Source organism: Pontibacter sp. 13R65 (genome assembly GCF_047525655.1).
Lineage (GTDB): Bacteria > Bacteroidota > Bacteroidia > Cytophagales > Hymenobacteraceae > Pontibacter.
On record NZ_JBLIQL010000003.1, the window covers coordinates 280,588 to 296,325 of the forward strand.

The window sequence follows — 15,738 nt, forward strand, 5'->3', positions numbered from 1 at the left end:
ACGCTCTAAATTCCCATTCGGAAATCTTTTACGCTTGACAACTCTAAACTTATTTCCTCAAAATAATTAGTGGTTCCCCTGTCTACAGGGCATTGTGAGCTGATTCCAACCCATAGGTCCTCAGGGTAAGCATTTTGATAAAGACGAACCAAATGCCAGGTTTCTTTATCAAGAGAATAATAACTAGCCACAGTTTTAGTATCTGATGAGATCTTTAAGTAAACAGAAGGACTTTCAATCACATCATGGTTGTTATCATCTGAGGTATTGATGGTACGTACCGTTACTACTCTATGCTTACCACGTTCATCCTGCTCAAAACAGTGCTTTTGCCACAAATTATCATTTACATACAGGTAAAGCACACCTGCATTGTACATTCCTTCGGCGGTAAAACCAGGAGTAACTTTCGACACAAGCGTAAACGGCTTTGTATTATCGATTTTAGACAATAAAATAGGGGCAGTATTATTGGAAAGTTTACCATTAGGGTCATTAAAATAGTCCTTTTTTTCTCCCACTTTAAACGCTATTCTACCATTGTTCTGTTCTACTGCCAATGTATCAGCGCCATTTATAGATTTTGTAAAATGTACATTCCCAAATGATATATCACAGGGTTCGCCACTAATCTTTGAGCTTTCTGTTGTAGCTCCTCCTGCACCCTGGTTAACAGAGGCATCTTTTTCTTCAATTTTGCTTGAACAGGCGGCTATACAACAGAATATTAGAGTAAATGCGAACAAAATTATCTTTTTCATAAAATCAGTTATTATTGTCAAAGAAACGGATTTGATTATTTTCGAAACAAATGTAGTACAGCACCCAAGGCTATGCAATGCTCATTAATAACCATTCACCACGAACCATGGCAACTCCTCTAATACCAGATAAACTCCGTGATTTGCTACTTAATCAAACCTTCGCAAGCATTGAGCCAGATGATAGGTTTCTTGATGATTACCGAAGGTCTGTTAAAGAATATGTATCTATAGAAAACAGTGTTGCTGTACTCTCCGATCTGCGGTTAAATCGGAGCTACATCTATGCGGGCATGTTTGGTGGTTTCTTCGACTTACCCTTAAATGGCAGTATCATCAATTCGGCTTTCGAAGAAAACATTTTCAGTAAAATCCATCCGGACGACTTAAAAGAAAGACATACACTTGAAAACGAGTACTTCCGGTTACAAACAAAGCTGGCAATAAATGAAAGACTAAAATACAGTACCTATTGTCGCCTCAGAGCTCATAATTTGAAGGGTGAAAATATTTACATAACCCACAGGACCATATATCCTAAAAGTCTCGCTGACGGAAGTGTATGGTTGGCTCTATGCATCTATGCACCCTCTACTGATCTTACATCGGGTAAGGGAATAGATGGTAAGATTATGAACAGCGAAACTGGTGAGGTTATAAGAGTTGATAAGTATTGCCCTAAAAATAAAAATTTCATTTCCGAAAGGGAGCGCGAAATCTTACTACTAATCTTTAAAGGGGTGCAAAGTAAGAATATTGCCCATAGATTAAACATCAGCATCAATACGGTACATAGACACCGCCAAAACATTATTAAAAAAACGTGAACTCGGGAATCAACGGATTTTAAATTAGGCCTTTGTGCAACAAAAAAGGCTAAGGAACAGGTAGAAATATTGCCTTCTGTTTCACCTAACTCCTTAGCCTTATGCACTTTGTCATAGATACTACCAAAGTGGTGGAAGTGTTCTGCTTCATCGACGATTTCTGTCAGGAGGTTGAGCAATATTTCACCCATCACCCGCTGCCAAAGGGACTCTCAGAGAAGCACCCTGCCGGCAGGAGGCCTTCCCTCTCCGAGAGCGAGGTGCTCACCATCCTCACGCTTTACCATCTCTCGGGCTTCAAGTGCTTCGAGTACTACTATGAGCGCCTGGTGCTCGGGGAGCTGAGGAGCTTCTTCCCCAGGGCCGTCTCCTACACGCAGTTCCTCTCGCTCTCCCGCCAGGCCTGCTTCCACGCCTTCCTGCTGGCCCAGTGCCGGGCGAGCCTCTCAGAGAGGACCCACCACTACTACATCGACTCCAAGAAGCTGCCCGTCTGCCACAACCTCCGCATCCACTCCCACAGGGTCTTCGAGGGGATAGCAGCGCGGGGAAAGGGCTCCACCGGCTGGTTCTATGGCCTCAAGCTGCACCTGGTGGTCAACCAGCACGGGCAGCTGGCGCGCCTGCTGCTAACCCCGGCCAACGTGGCCGACAATAACCGCCAGGTGCTGGGCTACCTGCTCGAGGGGCTCAGGGGAAAGTGCTACGGGGACAGGGGCTACCTCTCCTCCCTGCTCGAGGAGCTGCTGGAGAAGGGCCTGCACCTGGTCGCCAGAATCAGGCGGAACATGAAAAACATGCTCCTCACGCTGCAGGACAAGCTCAACCTGATCAAGAGAGGGGGCATCGAGGCCGTCAATGACATCCTCATGACGGTCTGCGATATCGACCACACCCGCCACCGAAATCCGGTCAACGCCCTGGTCCACATCCTCTCAGGCCTGACCGCCTACACCTTTCTCGACACTAAAAACAAAAAGTTCAAACCGACTAGAACACTCGCTTGATTCCCGAGTTCACGTTAAAAAAATGAACGTGACCAATGCGATAGAGGCTGTTAAAAGTGCCTTGGAAATGGGGCTTATTCAATAAAATATGACTTCTTATTCTGAACTAAAACCCTTCTCTAATACACCAGCAAAAAGAGAGGCCAGCCATATTTAAGGCTGGCCTCTTTTTTAAAGTGAAGTCAGGGGCTTATTCTGCGTGAATATAAATAGAAGAAGCACCTGGTACAGCGGCTTTGTAAACCGGAGCAGGATTACCATTCGCAGTAGGCAAATTATAAACCAGCACCTGACCACCACCATTTGCCCGCTCTGCTACAAAAATACGCTTAGAAGCTTCGTCGTAAGCAACATCTACTGGATTACCCAACAACGTACTTGAGCCCGCGATACGTACCTGGCTGGCCAACGGAATAGTGCCACCGTCTGCAGTGTTGTTAAAAACTGAGCTGAAATTATTGATGACATGAATCGCGCCATCCGAATCGGAAGTAGCATCTGCCACGTCTGTCAAAATCATTACATTGTCGCTGCTGGAATACCACAGGCCATGCGTTCTTACTATTCCTTCTACTTTAACGCGTTTGGTAGGCATGATCATGCCATTGTTGTTGGCGAAGAAATTATTGAAAACAACCATATCGCTGGAGTTATCTACTATCGCGTATAAATTCTCTCCTTCTGCCCTTATTCCCCAAAGATTAAAGTCAACATCGTAGGTGTTGAGCAGCGTAAATCCTGAACCTGTACGCTCATACACCAGCAGGCGGTTTTTTCCATCCGGATTATTATCTATAGCATCCTGGGCAACTACTACCCTGTTGCCACTTACGGTAAGACCGCGGGCATTGGTAAAGTCGGAGGAACTGCTGGCTTTCAGATTAAGGCTTTGGCCAGTAGCCATCATTTCGTTGTAAATCTCTATGCGGTTGTTGGTTCTGGAGGCTTGCATAATTTCATTGCTGGCACCTGCGTAGTAAATGCCATCGGCGTCAGTGGAACTTACTGTTTTTTCAGTCACCGCAATAGCAGACATGTCTGAGATGTTCATCATCGTAACTTTGCCGCTTGTGTTACTCGATACTACAGCATAAGTCTCCGAGGAAGCTCCCGGCAAAATTTCGTTATCGTCGTTACAAGAGGTGGTAGCAAATACAACGGCGGCGAGTAAACTCAGTGTTAATACTTTTTTCATAGTGCAATTTTTTTAGTTAGTACAGCACTTACGAAATGACTTAATCAACTGGATTTCATCAAATTAAATTTAATTTTAGTTTGATATACAGACATGGAGTTTAAAAACCATAAGCATTTAAGCAGCAACATACTGAACCTCATTAAGCAGCAAATTCAAGAGCTAAACTTTTATATATTTTTTATTCTGTTTATAATAAAAACAGAATAAAAAATCACACATGTAGTACCTCCTTTAAAAAGTTAATTTCACAGGCTAATGGTTTTCGGTACTACTATAAGAGAGAGCCTTAGGCGCTTGTCCTAAAAATTAGCTCCGGAAGGCTTTTTTCATTGGAATAATTAGAGCAAGCCACCTTCCCCCGGGTGCAGTTGATCATATTTCTTTTGCTGTAATAAAGGATCTGGTTCATTGCCGCCACAACACCTTCTCCAGCAGGAGGCAGGCTCCTTAACCTGGCGCCTTCGTAGCGAAATTTAAAATAAGGAGGTCTAAAGCGGAAATCCAGTACTTGCTACTCCTTAATATAAGGTTAAAAATCTCCAGCTATGAAACAGAAACAACCAAATAAAACAATAAATAGTATATAAATAATACCTAAAATAGTTAAATAAGCTTTTTAAGGTTTATTAGTATATGCTAAACCAGCATAGTTTAAAGGAATATAACAACAGGTAACACACCTAAAACTTAGCTAACGAGAGCCCTGTGCTTTCTCTGAATTATATGGATGTTCTGAAACGAAACCATGTGAAAGTCTTTGGTAAGGGCCAACAGGCAATGGTGTTCAGCCACGGGTTTGGCTGTGATCAGAACATGTGGCGCTTTATAACTCCTGCGTTTTTAACTAAGTACAAGATTGTACTTTTCGACCATGTAGGGGCCGGCTCATCTGATGTGTCAGCATATGATAAAGAAAAATACAGTACGCTGCACGGATATGCCGAGGACATTCTGCAAATTTACAGAGAGCTGGATATTACCGATTCAGTGTTTGTGGGCCACTCCGTAGGCGCCATGATGGGCGTTTTGTCTTCTATAAAAGAGCCTGAGCGTTTTAAAAAACTTATTCTGATTGGCCCTTCCCCCTGCTACATTAACGATGAGAAATACACAGGTGGCTTTGAATACGCCGATATCCAATCGATGCTGACCTTTATGGAAACAGACTATGTCGGCTGGGCTTTTGCATTTGCACCAATCATTATGGGAAATTCAAATGAGCCTTCGCTGGGCGAAGAGCTGGCTATGAGTTTTTGTAACACCGACTTTGAAATTGCCAGACACTTTGCCCAGGTTACTTTCTTATCAGACAACCGCCTGGACCTGCCGCTCCTTACAACGCATTCGCTAATTATGCAATGCGCAGAAGATACCATTGCTCCAAGCGAAGTAGGCGAATACCTGCACCATACCATCAGAAACTCAACCTTAGTACACCTTAAAGCTAAAGGGCACTGCCCAAATTTAAGTGCCCCCATGGAAACAATAGAAACCATGGAATGGTACTTAACCCAATCAAAATGCGCTTAACTGATTTCCGGCCTGTGCCAGCCCTGGATTTGCTTTCTTAGCACCTGTCTCATCTCCTGCTATAAAGCTATACGAATTAAAATTAAAGCACTTTTGCAGGTTTAACCAGGGTTCTGTTTAATCGGCACCTTTTATAAAGGCATTATTTTGCCTGAAACTGTATTCTGCTATAATAATTAAGGAAGCAGATTGTTATATGTATAAGTGTTCACTATTAAATCATAGCCTATGCATTATCATAATTACGAAGACCTGCTGGAAAACAATCAGGAGTGGGCAGCAGAAAAACTGGAGCAGGACCCCACCTATTTCGAGAAACTCTCGCAAGGGCAAAAGCCACCTTTCCTCTTTATAGGATGCTCCGATAGCCGGATGCCGCTCAACAATTTTACTAAAACCGAACCTGGCGAGTTGTTTATTCACCGTAACGTAGCCAACCAAGTATCGCTAACCGATATGAACCTGCTTTCGGTTCTAGAATATGCCGTAGAAGCGTTAAATGTGCAACATGTAGTAGTGTGTGGCCATTACTTTTGTGGTGGTGTAGCAGCTGCGTATAAAGGAAACGCAACAGGCGTGGTGGAAAGCTGGGTAAACCCCATCCGGGAAATTTACCTGCAAAACAGGGTCGAGATTGATGCCATAGAGAAAGAGGAAGATCGCGTAAACAAATTGGCAGAGCTAAATGTAATCGCACAGGTAAGAAATATCTGCAACACCTCGGTTATGCACCGCGCCTTTAAAACCGGCTCCTATCCAAAACTGCACGGCTGGGTGCTCGACATCCGGAATGGCAAAATTAAAGAGCTGGAGCTACCGACGGACGAATGGAGAGAATTAGGCATTATTCCGTAACCAGATAGAAATTTAGACTAACTACCCGAACGTAACCCACCAGAAGAAACCAACTGTTATTCAGCTTGGTTTCTTCTGTTTTTAATTCTACTCCCCCCCTCCCACCTATTTCAATTAACCAACCTTCTGTACAAAACTTCTAAAAAGCATAAGCAGACTTTGCCTGAGCCCTCCAATGTAAAAAGCTCCTCTGGAAGGAAATTTTCATTGGAAGAATCGAAGGCTGCGCCAGATGTGGCTATGCCCAATTCAAAATCAGAAAAAAATTATGGATGGCTTACCAGAAGACTGCTGCATAAGAAAAGCCAAAGACCATACGTCTCTTTTTTGCCTCCGGAAGGTCTTTTTCATTAGAGAAATTGGCTGAAGGCTAATTAAAAACAATGTATGGCGACAGGACGCTACAGGGCGAATAACTCTGCCGGGTGCACCCATTGACGATTTTTTGTTGGGGGAAGGGGCTCTCTTTAAAGAGCGTTCAGCGAGTGGGGGTGCAGGGGCCCCCTTTGGACAAAATCGTCTTGATTTTTTTTGTTCTTTTTGTATCAAGACAAAAAGAACAAAGACTCCAGCAATGGAATAACTTCAAGCTGCTGTCAAAGAGATAACAGCAGCTATACGAACTTAAACCAAACGTTCCATAGCCGAAGCTGATGCTTTTCGCCCACAAGATCCTTCCAGGATGACAATATGGAGATAGTTGAGGAGCAATAAATATGATCGGCTACCATACAACTAAAGCTAAAAATTTCTCCACCACCCGCACTAACAGTCGTTTCTATTAATTCCTTTTCTCTTCCTATTGCCCATTCAGAAAGATTTTCAAAAATATTTTTCAGGTACCCAAATCCAACCGCTGCTGCAGCCCCGTAGGTCTCGCTGATCTGCAGGATATGCATCATGACTGCGGTGGTAAATTCTATTACATCATAAACTTAATGAATTATGGAAAGACCTGTAAAAAAGCCTAAAAAGCAAGAATTAAGCATATCAAAGGCATTGATTACGCCCATGCAACGGCGTGTTTTCTTCAGATATGCAGGTGCCTCTGCCGCAGCAGCCACCCTAATCCTCACCACATCGTGCGACGACGACGATGATAATATGATGACAGACCCAACCGCCGTGGACCTGGGCTCCGACGACACGGGCATCCTGAACTATGCCTATGCTCTTGAGCAGTTGGAAGCAGCCTTTTACACCGAAGTAGTTGCCAAGTCATTGTCGCTCTTTAATGCCTCAGAGCAGCAGATCATGCAGGATCTGAAAGGGCACGAAACTATTCACCGCGACTTCCTGAAAGCCGCCCTCAGCAGCAGCGCCATCCCCAATCTGGAAGTCAATTTTTCAGCCATCAATTTTAACGACAAGAATAGCGTGCTTACCACAGCCCGCACCTTCGAAGATCTGGGTGTAGCAGCCTACAACGGAGCAGGCAAACTCCTCGACAATGCCGGCTTCCTGACGCTGGCCGGTAAAATTGTATCGGTGGAAGCACGCCATGCCGCCATAATCCGCGACCTGATCGCCAATGGCACCTTCTCCGACTCTGCCGATACCAATGGCCTGGACCCTGCCATGATGCCAGCTGATGTACTCAAAGCAGCTTCTGCTTTTATAAAAACAAAAATCTCTGCGAACAATTTACCTAAATAACCGCACAAGTCATGAACATATTCAAGATCATAAAAGACATAGAACAGCTCGATTCAGAAGTATATGCGCGCTTAGATTCGCGGCGAGCGGTTTTTAAAAACATGGGCAGCTTTGGCAAAAAGGCAGCACTTTCTGCTATTCCGCTGGCACTTGCCTCTGTGTTTAACAAGGCCTATGGACAGAGCACCAACGATATTGTAGATGTGTTGAATTTCGCCCTGAAATTAGAGTACCTGGAGCGCAATTTCTATACCCAGGGCTTAGCCGCCAACGGTCTCATTACAGATGCTGCAGCCCGCGCCGCCATCCAGAAAATTCAGGGCCACGAGGCTGCTCACGTAACCTTACTTATTGCTACCATTCAGCAGCTAAACGGAACGCCGATACAGGAACCAACCTTCAACTTCGGTAAAAACTTTGCTGACTGGAACACCAATTACCAAACCTTCCTGACGCTAGCCCAGGCTTTTGAAGATACCGGCGTACGCGCCTACAAAGGTCAGGCAGGCAATGTTATGAGCAACGACACCGTGCTGCAGGCAGCCCTGCAGATCCACTCGGTAGAGGCTCGACATGCCGCCCACATCAGAAGAATGCGCGGCAACAAAGGCTGGATCGAGGGCAACCACGAAAACAGCAATGTGCCAGCTGGTGCCCAACCGGTTTATGCTGGCGAAAGCAATGTATCGCAGGGTGGCATCAACGATATTAAAACCCTTGGCGGTGGCTACTCAGCTGCTATTGCCAGCGGAGCTTTTGATGAGCCACTTACTAAAGAACAGGTTGCCACCATTGTGTCGCTGTTTGAGTAGCAGGCAAGGTGTGTCGCAAACACTGTAGTAGCGGCACTTTAAAACATTTTTGCCTTTGAGTTGTTAGCTATTTAAACAATTATTTCCATAAGAAAGAGGCTCCTGAAGAGCTATCTGATCTGATTGTTTTACTTAATGATAGTTTAATTGATGAGTACATAAATTCCCCCTGAAAAAGAGCTGCCCCAGGTAGCTCTTTTTTTGTGCCTGCTTTTTGTAAGTGTAACAGGCGCTGCCACCGATAATAAATTTGAACCAGATGCTCAAAATCATAAACCTTCTGCCGCCGAAGTAGTTATAGTATAAAATTTGCCAAAATATATTTACCTTTAAGTGTTTTGGCGAAAGGCGCATCTGTAAAACAATTTTTAATTGATCAACCAGTCCAACGAGAAGCTGACCGAAGAAGCCCTGATAGAACGACTTCGTTCCAGGGATGAAGCAGCCATGGCTGTACTTTACGACATGTACAGCGCCACCCTCTTCGGCGTAATTGTGCAAATCGTAAAAGTAGAAGAAATTGCTGAGGATGTTTTGCAGGAGTCTTTTCTTAAAATCTGGAATTCGTTTGGCAGCTACGACTCCGAAAAAGGAAGGCTATTTACCTGGATGATAAATATTTGCAGAAACCTTGCCATCGACAAAATCCGCTCTAAAGCCTACCGCGTAAGTAGTACATCCGAGCCGTTACCCTCTGATTCGCGCCGTGGTTTTACAACGGATTCCTTCAATCCGGAACATATTGGTATTCGCGAAATGGTAGAGCAGCTGCAGCCTGATCAGAAACAGATTATAGACCTGATGTACTTTGAGGGGCTGACACAGAGCGAAATTGCCGAAACATACCATATTCCGCTTGGAACTGTAAAGACAAGGGCACGAAGTGCTGTTAAGTATTTATCTAAATTTTTTAAAGGGCGTGCATAACGATGATTATATAGCATCTGGTGTGCTGGAGCTTTATGCAGCCGGTGGACTTACACAGGCAGAGCGTGAAGAGGTAGAGGCACGTGCAGCCGCTTCGCCAGAGGTACGTGTAGCCCTGAACGAAGCCTGTGCTGCCATGGAGCTTTATGCCAGCCAGTATGCCAGGTCGCCAAGGCCTGAGCTCAAAAACAGAATATTAGCGCAGATAAGCGCGCAGCAGCAAGCTCCGCCAGCCCAGGGGACAAAGGAGCAGGAGGTTGTGCCGATGTACCCGGTGCGGGAGGCTTCGCCCTACAAGTGGATGTTTGCGGCCAGCATTGCCCTTTTTCTTATATCAGGGCTATTAAGCATGCATTTTTACAACAAGTGGCAGGATGCGGAGTCGCGGCTGGGGCAAGTAATTGCCTCTGAGCGGCTGATGGCCCAAAATGTAGAAACTGCTTCGCTGCGCCTGCAACAACAGGAAATAGCACTCTCGGTATACCGCAATCCCGACTACAAACAGGTTAGATTGGCTGGCGTAGAAGCTCATCCGGATGCTAATATGACCATTTTCTGGAACCCTAAAAACAGCCAGGTATTTATAGACCAGATGCGCCTGCCTGCTGCCCCGGCAGGTAAACAATACCAGCTCTGGGCCCTCGACAACGGAAAACCCGTTGATGCAGGAGTTTTTTCTGAAGTAAACAGCTCCCTGAACCTGCAGCAGATGAAAGCCATTGCCTCGGCACAGGCCTTTGCCGTAACCCTGGAGCCAGCAGGCGGCAGCGAAAATCCAACGTTGGAGCAACTGACTGTAATGGGCAAGGTGGAGTCTTAGGTTTATTGATATATATTTGACGTGAAGATTTGAAAATGTACTGGTATCAACCTATTTATTTTAAATCAGACCTATATTTTTATTATGCGTAGTTTCCGACTACGCACTTTTTATGTCAGATAGTCTCCGACTGCATTATTTCCTACATCCCACAAGTTCAGTCTTGTAAAAGCCCCCTAGCCCCTACTCCTCCAAAAAACCTCCAGAAGGCCAAATTCATTAGAAAGATTGAAGTGAGCGGTAGCCAATCTGAAGTAAGGTATTGCGGCAGTAGGCAACGAAGAGAGCACAAATGCCCGGTGCACCCAATGACGATTTTTTGTTTGAGCGTTCAGCGAGTGGGGGTGCAGGGGCCCCCTTTGAACAAAATAGTCTTGATTTTTTTGGTTCTTTTTGTATCAAGACAAAAAGAACAAAGACACTGGCAATGAAACAACTTTACTCAGAGGTCACATCAGTAAAAGCAGCTATGCAAACTTAGACTAAAAAGCTAATAACGACTGCTAACGAATATCGCCCAAGCTAGAAAGTTAAACCGTTGGCATGAAAGTACGAGCTACAAGCTCGCACTAGCGAGGGAACTTAAACCAAAAGCTATTAGCCATTGCCGACGGATCTACCCCACAAGATCCCAAAGCGATGACAAAAGAAAAGTACTTCTTGCCCACAATAGCCTTCAAAGAAGATATTGGAAGAGGCTGAATAAATGTAAAAACTTCCCTAAACATACTACCTTCTCACACCTCCTGTAGTTTCAGACAAAATCTGTAATTTTACTACACTCAACTTATCTGATTGTGCCGGCCCATGCAGCTTTTACAAGAACTGAAGCATTACCGTAAGCCACTTCTGCCGCGAAGCAGTAGACGGGTTATAACGTATTTGCTTACCCTGCTGCTTAGCTGTACCCTGGCTTTTACAATACTCCACCTGCTGTTCCCACTAAAGTTTAACCTGGCTTACTCTCCTGTTATTACCGCTTCAGATGGCAGCGTAATCAACGCCTTTCTGAGTCCGGATGATAAATGGCGCATGCAACTGGAGGCAAAAGAGATAAACCCGGTGCTGAAAACGGCAGTGCTCCTGAAAGAAGATCGCTACTTTTACTATCATCCGGGTATAAACCTGGTGGCCATCGGTCGGGCCTTCGTCAACAACACCATCAGGGGAAAAACAACATCAGGGGCCTCCACCATTACTATGCAGGTAGCGCGCCTGCTGTACCCCAACAAGCGAACTTACTGGCATAAGATAACCGAACTGTTCAGGGCACTGCAGCTGGAGTGGATGTATAGCAAAGATGAAATTCTGCTGCTTTACTTTAACCTGGTACCCTTTGGTGGCAACATAGAAGGTGTAAAAGCAGCTTCGGTGCTGTATTTTCATCAGTCGCCACAGGAGCTGAGCCTGGCGCAAGCGGTTACGTTGGCGGTTATTCCCAATAAACCGTCCTCGCTCAGAATTGGCGTGCAAAACAGTCGTATTGTGGCCTTCCGGAACAAATGGCTGCAGTACTACCGGCAGATCGGTGCCTTCCCTGACAAAGATATTGCCGATGCCCTGCAGGAGCCACTAGCAGCCACCCGACAGGATGCCCCGCGCGTGGCGCCTCATTTTGCTTACCGCATGTTCCGCCAATACCGTAACCAGCCGGTTATTAAAACCACCTTAAACCGGCAAGTACAGGAACAGGTAGAGAAACTGGCTTACAATTACCTGCAGCAACTGCGCCACAAAAACATACACAATGCCTCGGTACTGGTTATCAACAACCAAACCCACACAGTTGAGGCCTACCTGGGCTCTGCCGATTTTACCGATGCCGCACATGGCGGTCAGGTTGATGGTGTAAGAGCTATCCGCTCCCCAGGCAGTACCTTAAAACCTATTTTATACGCTGCTGCTATAGATCAGGGCCTGCTTACACCTAAAACCATTATCAGCGATGTACCCATAGACTATGCCGGGTACCGCCCCGAAAATTACTTTGGCAACTACAGTGGTAACATTACCATAGAACAGGCGCTGGCCACTTCGCTCAACGTACCTGCCGTAAAGGTGCTGGACCAGCTGGAGGTACAGCATTTTGTGCAGAAGCTCTCAATGGCTGGTTTTTCGCAGATACGGAAGGAAAAGAACCAATTGGGCTTGTCGCTTATTTTAGGTGGCTGTGGTGTAAAGCTAGAGGAACTCACGACTCTCTTTGCTTCTTTTGCCAACCAGGGCCGCTATATTCCTATCCGTTGGCTGCAAAACGACAGCAGTAAAGTATATACGCAGGTAATTTCTCCTGCTGCTGCCTATATGGTAAATCAGATTTTGACACAGCTCAAGCGGCCCGACCTGCCACACAATGCCCACAATAGCACGCGGCTCCCTAAAATTGCCTGGAAAACTGGCACATCCTACGGCCGAAAAGATGCCTGGAGCATTGGCTACAACCAGAAGTATACGGTAGGCGTGTGGGTAGGAAACTTTTCGGGAGAGGGAGTGCCCGAACTTAATGGCACCGACTCTGCCACTCCCCTTCTTTTCGACATCTTTAACAGTATCGACTACAACAGCCCTGAAAGTTGGTTTAAAGAGCCTAAAGGCACGCGGTACCGTAGCGTGTGCGTAGAAAGTGGCATGCCCGTTAACAGCTTTTGCACCAGCCACACCACCGATACCTATATACCAGGTGTGTCGCCTGTTGCCAAGTGCACGCATCTGAAACAGGTAAAAGTGTCGGCGGATGGCAGCATGGCGTATTGCACCAGTTGCCTGCCCGACGCCGGTTATACAGAAAAATGGTTTCCTAACTACACTCCTGAAATACTTACTTTTTATAATTCAGAGCATATACCTTACCAGCAACTGCCGCCACACAACCCTGCCTGTCCTCGTATTTTTCAGGAATCTGCCCCGCTTATAACCTCTCCTACTGCCGATATGGAATACATACTAGAGAGGGAGGAGCACCAGCAACTTATGCTGCACGCCAATACCCACAACGAGGTAAAGCAGGTGTATTGGTATCTAAATGATAAGTTCCTGAGAGCAGGTGCCGCCAACGAAAAAGTGTTTTTTGAGCCTCCACATGCCGGCCATTATAAAATTTCCTGCACCGACGACCAGGGCCGCAACACCGATATTCAAATATTGGTGCGCTACCTCGAGTAGCACCTTTTGTAGGTTTCAACCCTTGGTGTTGAAAATGCAAAAACTTCTCCGGAAGGGCTTTTTGATTAGAAGAATTGATGAGCTACGCCAGATGTGGCTACGCCCAATTCAAAATTAAAAATTAGAAGCGATAGATGGCTTACCAGAAGACTGCTTTGTAAGCCCAAGGCCATATTCTTCTTTTTCGCCTCTGAAAGACAGTTTTCATTAGAAAAATTTTTATAACAGCTAATCTTACACCATGTATTGCGGCAGCAAGCCACGAAGATAACACCTCTGCCAAGTGCACGATTTGACGATTTTTTGTTTGAGCGTTCAGCGAGTGGGGGTGCAGGGGCCCCCTTTAGACAAAATCGTCTTGATTTTTTTGGTTCTTTTTGTATCAAGACAAAAAGAACAAGAAAGTTAGCAATGTAATAAATAGCTATAGCTAACACCTTAGCAATAGCAATGCAAACTTAGACTTCCAAGCCAGTATCCAAAGTTTTCGAAGCTCGCCCACAAGATCGTTTGAGAATGACAAAAGAGTGATGACGACGGCCTAATGAACAACACGCTACTACCGCACAACCTGAGTTCTTAAGATGAAAAACTGGAAGAAGTATTTTCCAAATTAAAACCATCAGCACCTGCCTCAGATCATTTCTTTTAACGTTACTTTAAAAGTGGTGCCCTTTTGCTCTTCGCTTTCTATGCTAATGGAGCCGCCTACATTATCGATAATCCGTTTTACGATGTAGAGCCCGACGCCGCTGCCCTCTACGTGGGAGTGCATTCGCTTAAATAACTCAAATACCCGCTGCCTTTTCTCAGCAGGTATACCCAGGCCATTGTCTTGCACGCGCAGCACAAAATGGTCCTGCTCGGTGGCAGTGCTAATCAGAATATGAGCTTGCCTGTCAGGAGACCGGTATTTAATGGCGTTGAGAATGAGGTTATATAAGATGCTTTTGAAGTTGCGCTTCGGAAAGTGAAGCGAAGGTGCTAGCTCGCACTGCAGTGTAACCTCAGCACCTGAGGCTACAATCTCATGCTGTATGAGCTCCTTCACTTCGTCCACCAGTTCTGCCACATTCAGCAACTCGGCCTTTTGGTCGAAACTCCGCTGTATTTTCGACACTTCTGTAAGGTCTTCTACCGTACGTTTAAAGCGCTGAACCGATGTTTTAATGTGCTGCAATTCATCGGCCACACCCGTCTTTGCAGGTCCTAATCCTACCTCAAGCAGGTTAACCAGCCCCTCTATGTTCAGAATTGGAGATTTCAGATCGTGCGAAGCGGTATAGACAAAGGTGTCCAGGTCGTCGTTTACTCTTTTCAGGTTAGCGTTCAGCTGCTCAAGCTGCTCCAGGTGTGCCTGTGTGTGTTTCTGTGCCAGCACACTGCTGGTAATATTGTTCAGGATAATGATTTTATACTTGGAGGTTTCTTCTGTACTAATATCTGCCACAGCTATTTCGAGGTAGCGCTTTTTGTCGCTAAATTGTAGTTCAAATACCTGCTTAGGTTTTGTAAGATAGGTATCTAACACAAACTGCCTTATTTCTGCCTGCTGGTATTCAGGAAACAGACCGGAAAAGTCAGAACCTAAAATCTCTTTTTCGGATTTGTTAAAAAGGTTAGCTGCATACGCATTGATGGTAAGCAACTGCCCTGCATTAGAAACAAGAGCAGCCCCAATAGGCGCCTCTTCCAAGACCTTAGCCGTATAATCCACGCGCACTTTCTCTACAGCTCCTACACTAAGGTTTTGCACGGGCATAGCCGCAGGTTTAATTCTGGCGTAGCTCCTCCGCTGGTTTGTCCGTTGTATAGAATCGGCTACAATGTTCAGCAGTTGTTTGCCCACCCTGTTAGAGAAACTCTGCACAGTAGGTCCAATAAACGGCGAAAACTGAAGGGCATGCTTTATTTTTGTATGGTTCTCACCGTCGTTTATCAGCAGTACAGAAATATGTTTATCAAGCGCATAAGCCTCCTGCGCCACCCGAATGGGGTTCGCGACCTCCTCTCCTATCAACAACGCACCGTATGGCAGCAGGTTATCCAGGTTCTGTTTTAGATCTGGTCCATCTACTTTCGTAAATGTAGCAGGGGGCTTTTGCCAGTTCTCCTGAAAAAGCTTCAGTGTTTCGCTATGCAAACCTAAATGCAGAATATTTTCCATATACAGAGGAAGATGA

Annotated in this window: 13 protein-coding genes; 9 read left to right on the top strand and 4 right to left on the bottom strand. The window is 45.5% G+C overall.

Annotation, left to right across the window (positions count from 1 at the left end; all coding sequences use genetic code 11):
• Positions 1–5 precede the first annotated feature (5 nt).
• On the bottom strand, positions 6–761 hold the full coding sequence (locus ACMA1I_RS05590; RefSeq protein ID WP_337067307.1) for a DUF1349 domain-containing protein: 756 nt from the start codon (positions 759–761) through the stop codon (positions 6–8).
• Between the two features lie 107 nt (positions 762–868).
• Here ACMA1I_RS05590 and ACMA1I_RS05595 point away from each other — a divergent pair, with 107 nt between their 5' ends.
• Positions 869–1,588: a LuxR C-terminal-related transcriptional regulator gene (locus tag ACMA1I_RS05595; protein ID WP_337067308.1), complete on the top strand. Its 720-nt coding sequence runs from the start codon at positions 869–871 to the stop codon at positions 1,586–1,588.
• A 101-nt stretch (positions 1,589–1,689) separates the two neighbouring features.
• Positions 1,690–2,595 carry an IS982 family transposase gene (locus tag ACMA1I_RS05600; RefSeq protein WP_337067309.1) on the top strand — a complete coding sequence of 302 codons (906 nt, stop codon included), beginning with the start codon at positions 1,690–1,692 and terminating at the stop codon, positions 2,593–2,595.
• A 190-nt stretch (positions 2,596–2,785) separates the two neighbouring features.
• On the opposite strand, the gene ACMA1I_RS05605 is transcribed toward ACMA1I_RS05600, so the two are convergent.
• Positions 2,786–3,790: a hypothetical protein gene (locus ACMA1I_RS05605; RefSeq protein WP_337067310.1), complete on the bottom strand. Its 1,005-nt coding sequence runs from the start codon at positions 3,788–3,790 to the stop codon at positions 2,786–2,788.
• A 726-nt stretch (positions 3,791–4,516) separates the two neighbouring features.
• On the opposite strand from ACMA1I_RS05605, the gene ACMA1I_RS05610 reads away from it, so the two are divergent.
• Together ACMA1I_RS05610 and ACMA1I_RS05615 are read left to right on the top strand one after the other, a co-directional pair.
• Positions 4,517–5,323, top strand: a complete 807-nt coding sequence (locus tag ACMA1I_RS05610) for an alpha/beta fold hydrolase (RefSeq protein ID WP_414703868.1) — start codon at positions 4,517–4,519, stop codon at positions 5,321–5,323.
• A 228-nt stretch (positions 5,324–5,551) separates the two neighbouring features.
• Positions 5,552–6,178 carry a carbonic anhydrase gene (locus ACMA1I_RS05615; protein WP_337067312.1) on the top strand — a complete coding sequence of 209 codons (627 nt, stop codon included), beginning with the start codon at positions 5,552–5,554 and terminating at the stop codon, positions 6,176–6,178.
• Positions 6,179–6,792: 614 nt separating this feature from the next.
• On the opposite strand, the gene ACMA1I_RS05620 is transcribed toward ACMA1I_RS05615, so the two are convergent.
• The gene (locus ACMA1I_RS05620) at positions 6,793–7,080 is read right to left on the bottom strand and encodes a hypothetical protein (RefSeq protein ID WP_337067313.1); all 288 of its coding nucleotides are present in this window, start codon (positions 7,078–7,080) and stop codon (positions 6,793–6,795) included.
• A gap of 43 nt (positions 7,081–7,123) precedes the next feature.
• Between ACMA1I_RS05620 and ACMA1I_RS05625 the strand changes: the two genes are divergently transcribed.
• From ACMA1I_RS05625 to pbpC, 5 genes are all read left to right on the top strand, one after another.
• Entirely contained in the window at positions 7,124–7,834 is a 711-nt protein-coding gene (locus ACMA1I_RS05625) for a ferritin-like domain-containing protein (RefSeq protein WP_337067314.1), read from the top strand.
• Between the two features lie 11 nt (positions 7,835–7,845).
• Positions 7,846–8,646, top strand: a complete 801-nt coding sequence (locus tag ACMA1I_RS05630; protein WP_337067315.1) for a ferritin-like domain-containing protein — start codon at positions 7,846–7,848, stop codon at positions 8,644–8,646.
• A 372-nt stretch (positions 8,647–9,018) separates the two neighbouring features.
• Positions 9,019–9,573 carry an RNA polymerase sigma factor gene (locus ACMA1I_RS05635; RefSeq protein ID WP_337067316.1) on the top strand — a complete coding sequence of 185 codons (555 nt, stop codon included), beginning with the start codon at positions 9,019–9,021 and terminating at the stop codon, positions 9,571–9,573.
• On the top strand, positions 9,566–10,393 hold the full coding sequence (locus ACMA1I_RS05640) for an anti-sigma factor (RefSeq protein WP_337067317.1): 828 nt from the start codon (positions 9,566–9,568) through the stop codon (positions 10,391–10,393). The genes ACMA1I_RS05635 and ACMA1I_RS05640 overlap by 8 nt, the downstream gene beginning before the upstream one ends.
• A gap of 807 nt (positions 10,394–11,200) precedes the next feature.
• A complete protein-coding gene (pbpC, locus tag ACMA1I_RS05645; RefSeq protein ID WP_337067318.1) occupies positions 11,201–13,555 on the top strand; it encodes a penicillin-binding protein 1C in 2,355 nt (784 codons plus the stop codon).
• 634 nt (positions 13,556–14,189) lie between these two features.
• Here the strand turns inward: pbpC and ACMA1I_RS05650 are convergent.
• Complete coding sequence (locus ACMA1I_RS05650; RefSeq protein WP_337067319.1) at positions 14,190–15,722, bottom strand: PAS domain-containing sensor histidine kinase; 1,533 nt, start codon at positions 15,720–15,722, stop codon at positions 14,190–14,192.
• Between the last annotated feature and the right edge of the window lie 16 nt (positions 15,723–15,738).

Bases quoted from the DNA above. Each gene is read 5' to 3' on its own strand.
- ACMA1I_RS05590 (WP_337067307.1), bottom strand. From the start codon at position 761: ATGAAAAAGATAATTTTGTTCGCATTTACTCTAATATTCTGTTGTATA.
- ACMA1I_RS05595 (WP_337067308.1), top strand. From the start codon at position 869: ATGGCAACTCCTCTAATACCAGATAAACTCCGTGATTTGCTACTTAAT.
- pbpC (WP_337067318.1), top strand. From the start codon at position 11,201: ATGCAGCTTTTACAAGAACTGAAGCATTACCGTAAGCCACTTCTGCCG.
- ACMA1I_RS05615 (WP_337067312.1), top strand. From the start codon at position 5,552: ATGCATTATCATAATTACGAAGACCTGCTGGAAAACAATCAGGAGTGG.
- ACMA1I_RS05605 (WP_337067310.1), bottom strand. From the start codon at position 3,790: ATGAAAAAAGTATTAACACTGAGTTTACTCGCCGCCGTTGTATTTGCT.
- ACMA1I_RS05625 (WP_337067314.1), top strand. From the start codon at position 7,124: ATGGAAAGACCTGTAAAAAAGCCTAAAAAGCAAGAATTAAGCATATCA.
- ACMA1I_RS05610 (WP_414703868.1), top strand. From the start codon at position 4,517: ATGGATGTTCTGAAACGAAACCATGTGAAAGTCTTTGGTAAGGGCCAA.
- ACMA1I_RS05650 (WP_337067319.1), bottom strand. From the start codon at position 15,722: ATGGAAAATATTCTGCATTTAGGTTTGCATAGCGAAACACTGAAGCTT.
- ACMA1I_RS05600 (WP_337067309.1), top strand. From the start codon at position 1,690: ATGCACTTTGTCATAGATACTACCAAAGTGGTGGAAGTGTTCTGCTTC.
- ACMA1I_RS05630 (WP_337067315.1), top strand. From the start codon at position 7,846: ATGAACATATTCAAGATCATAAAAGACATAGAACAGCTCGATTCAGAA.
- ACMA1I_RS05620 (WP_337067313.1), bottom strand. From the start codon at position 7,080: ATGATGCATATCCTGCAGATCAGCGAGACCTACGGGGCTGCAGCAGCG.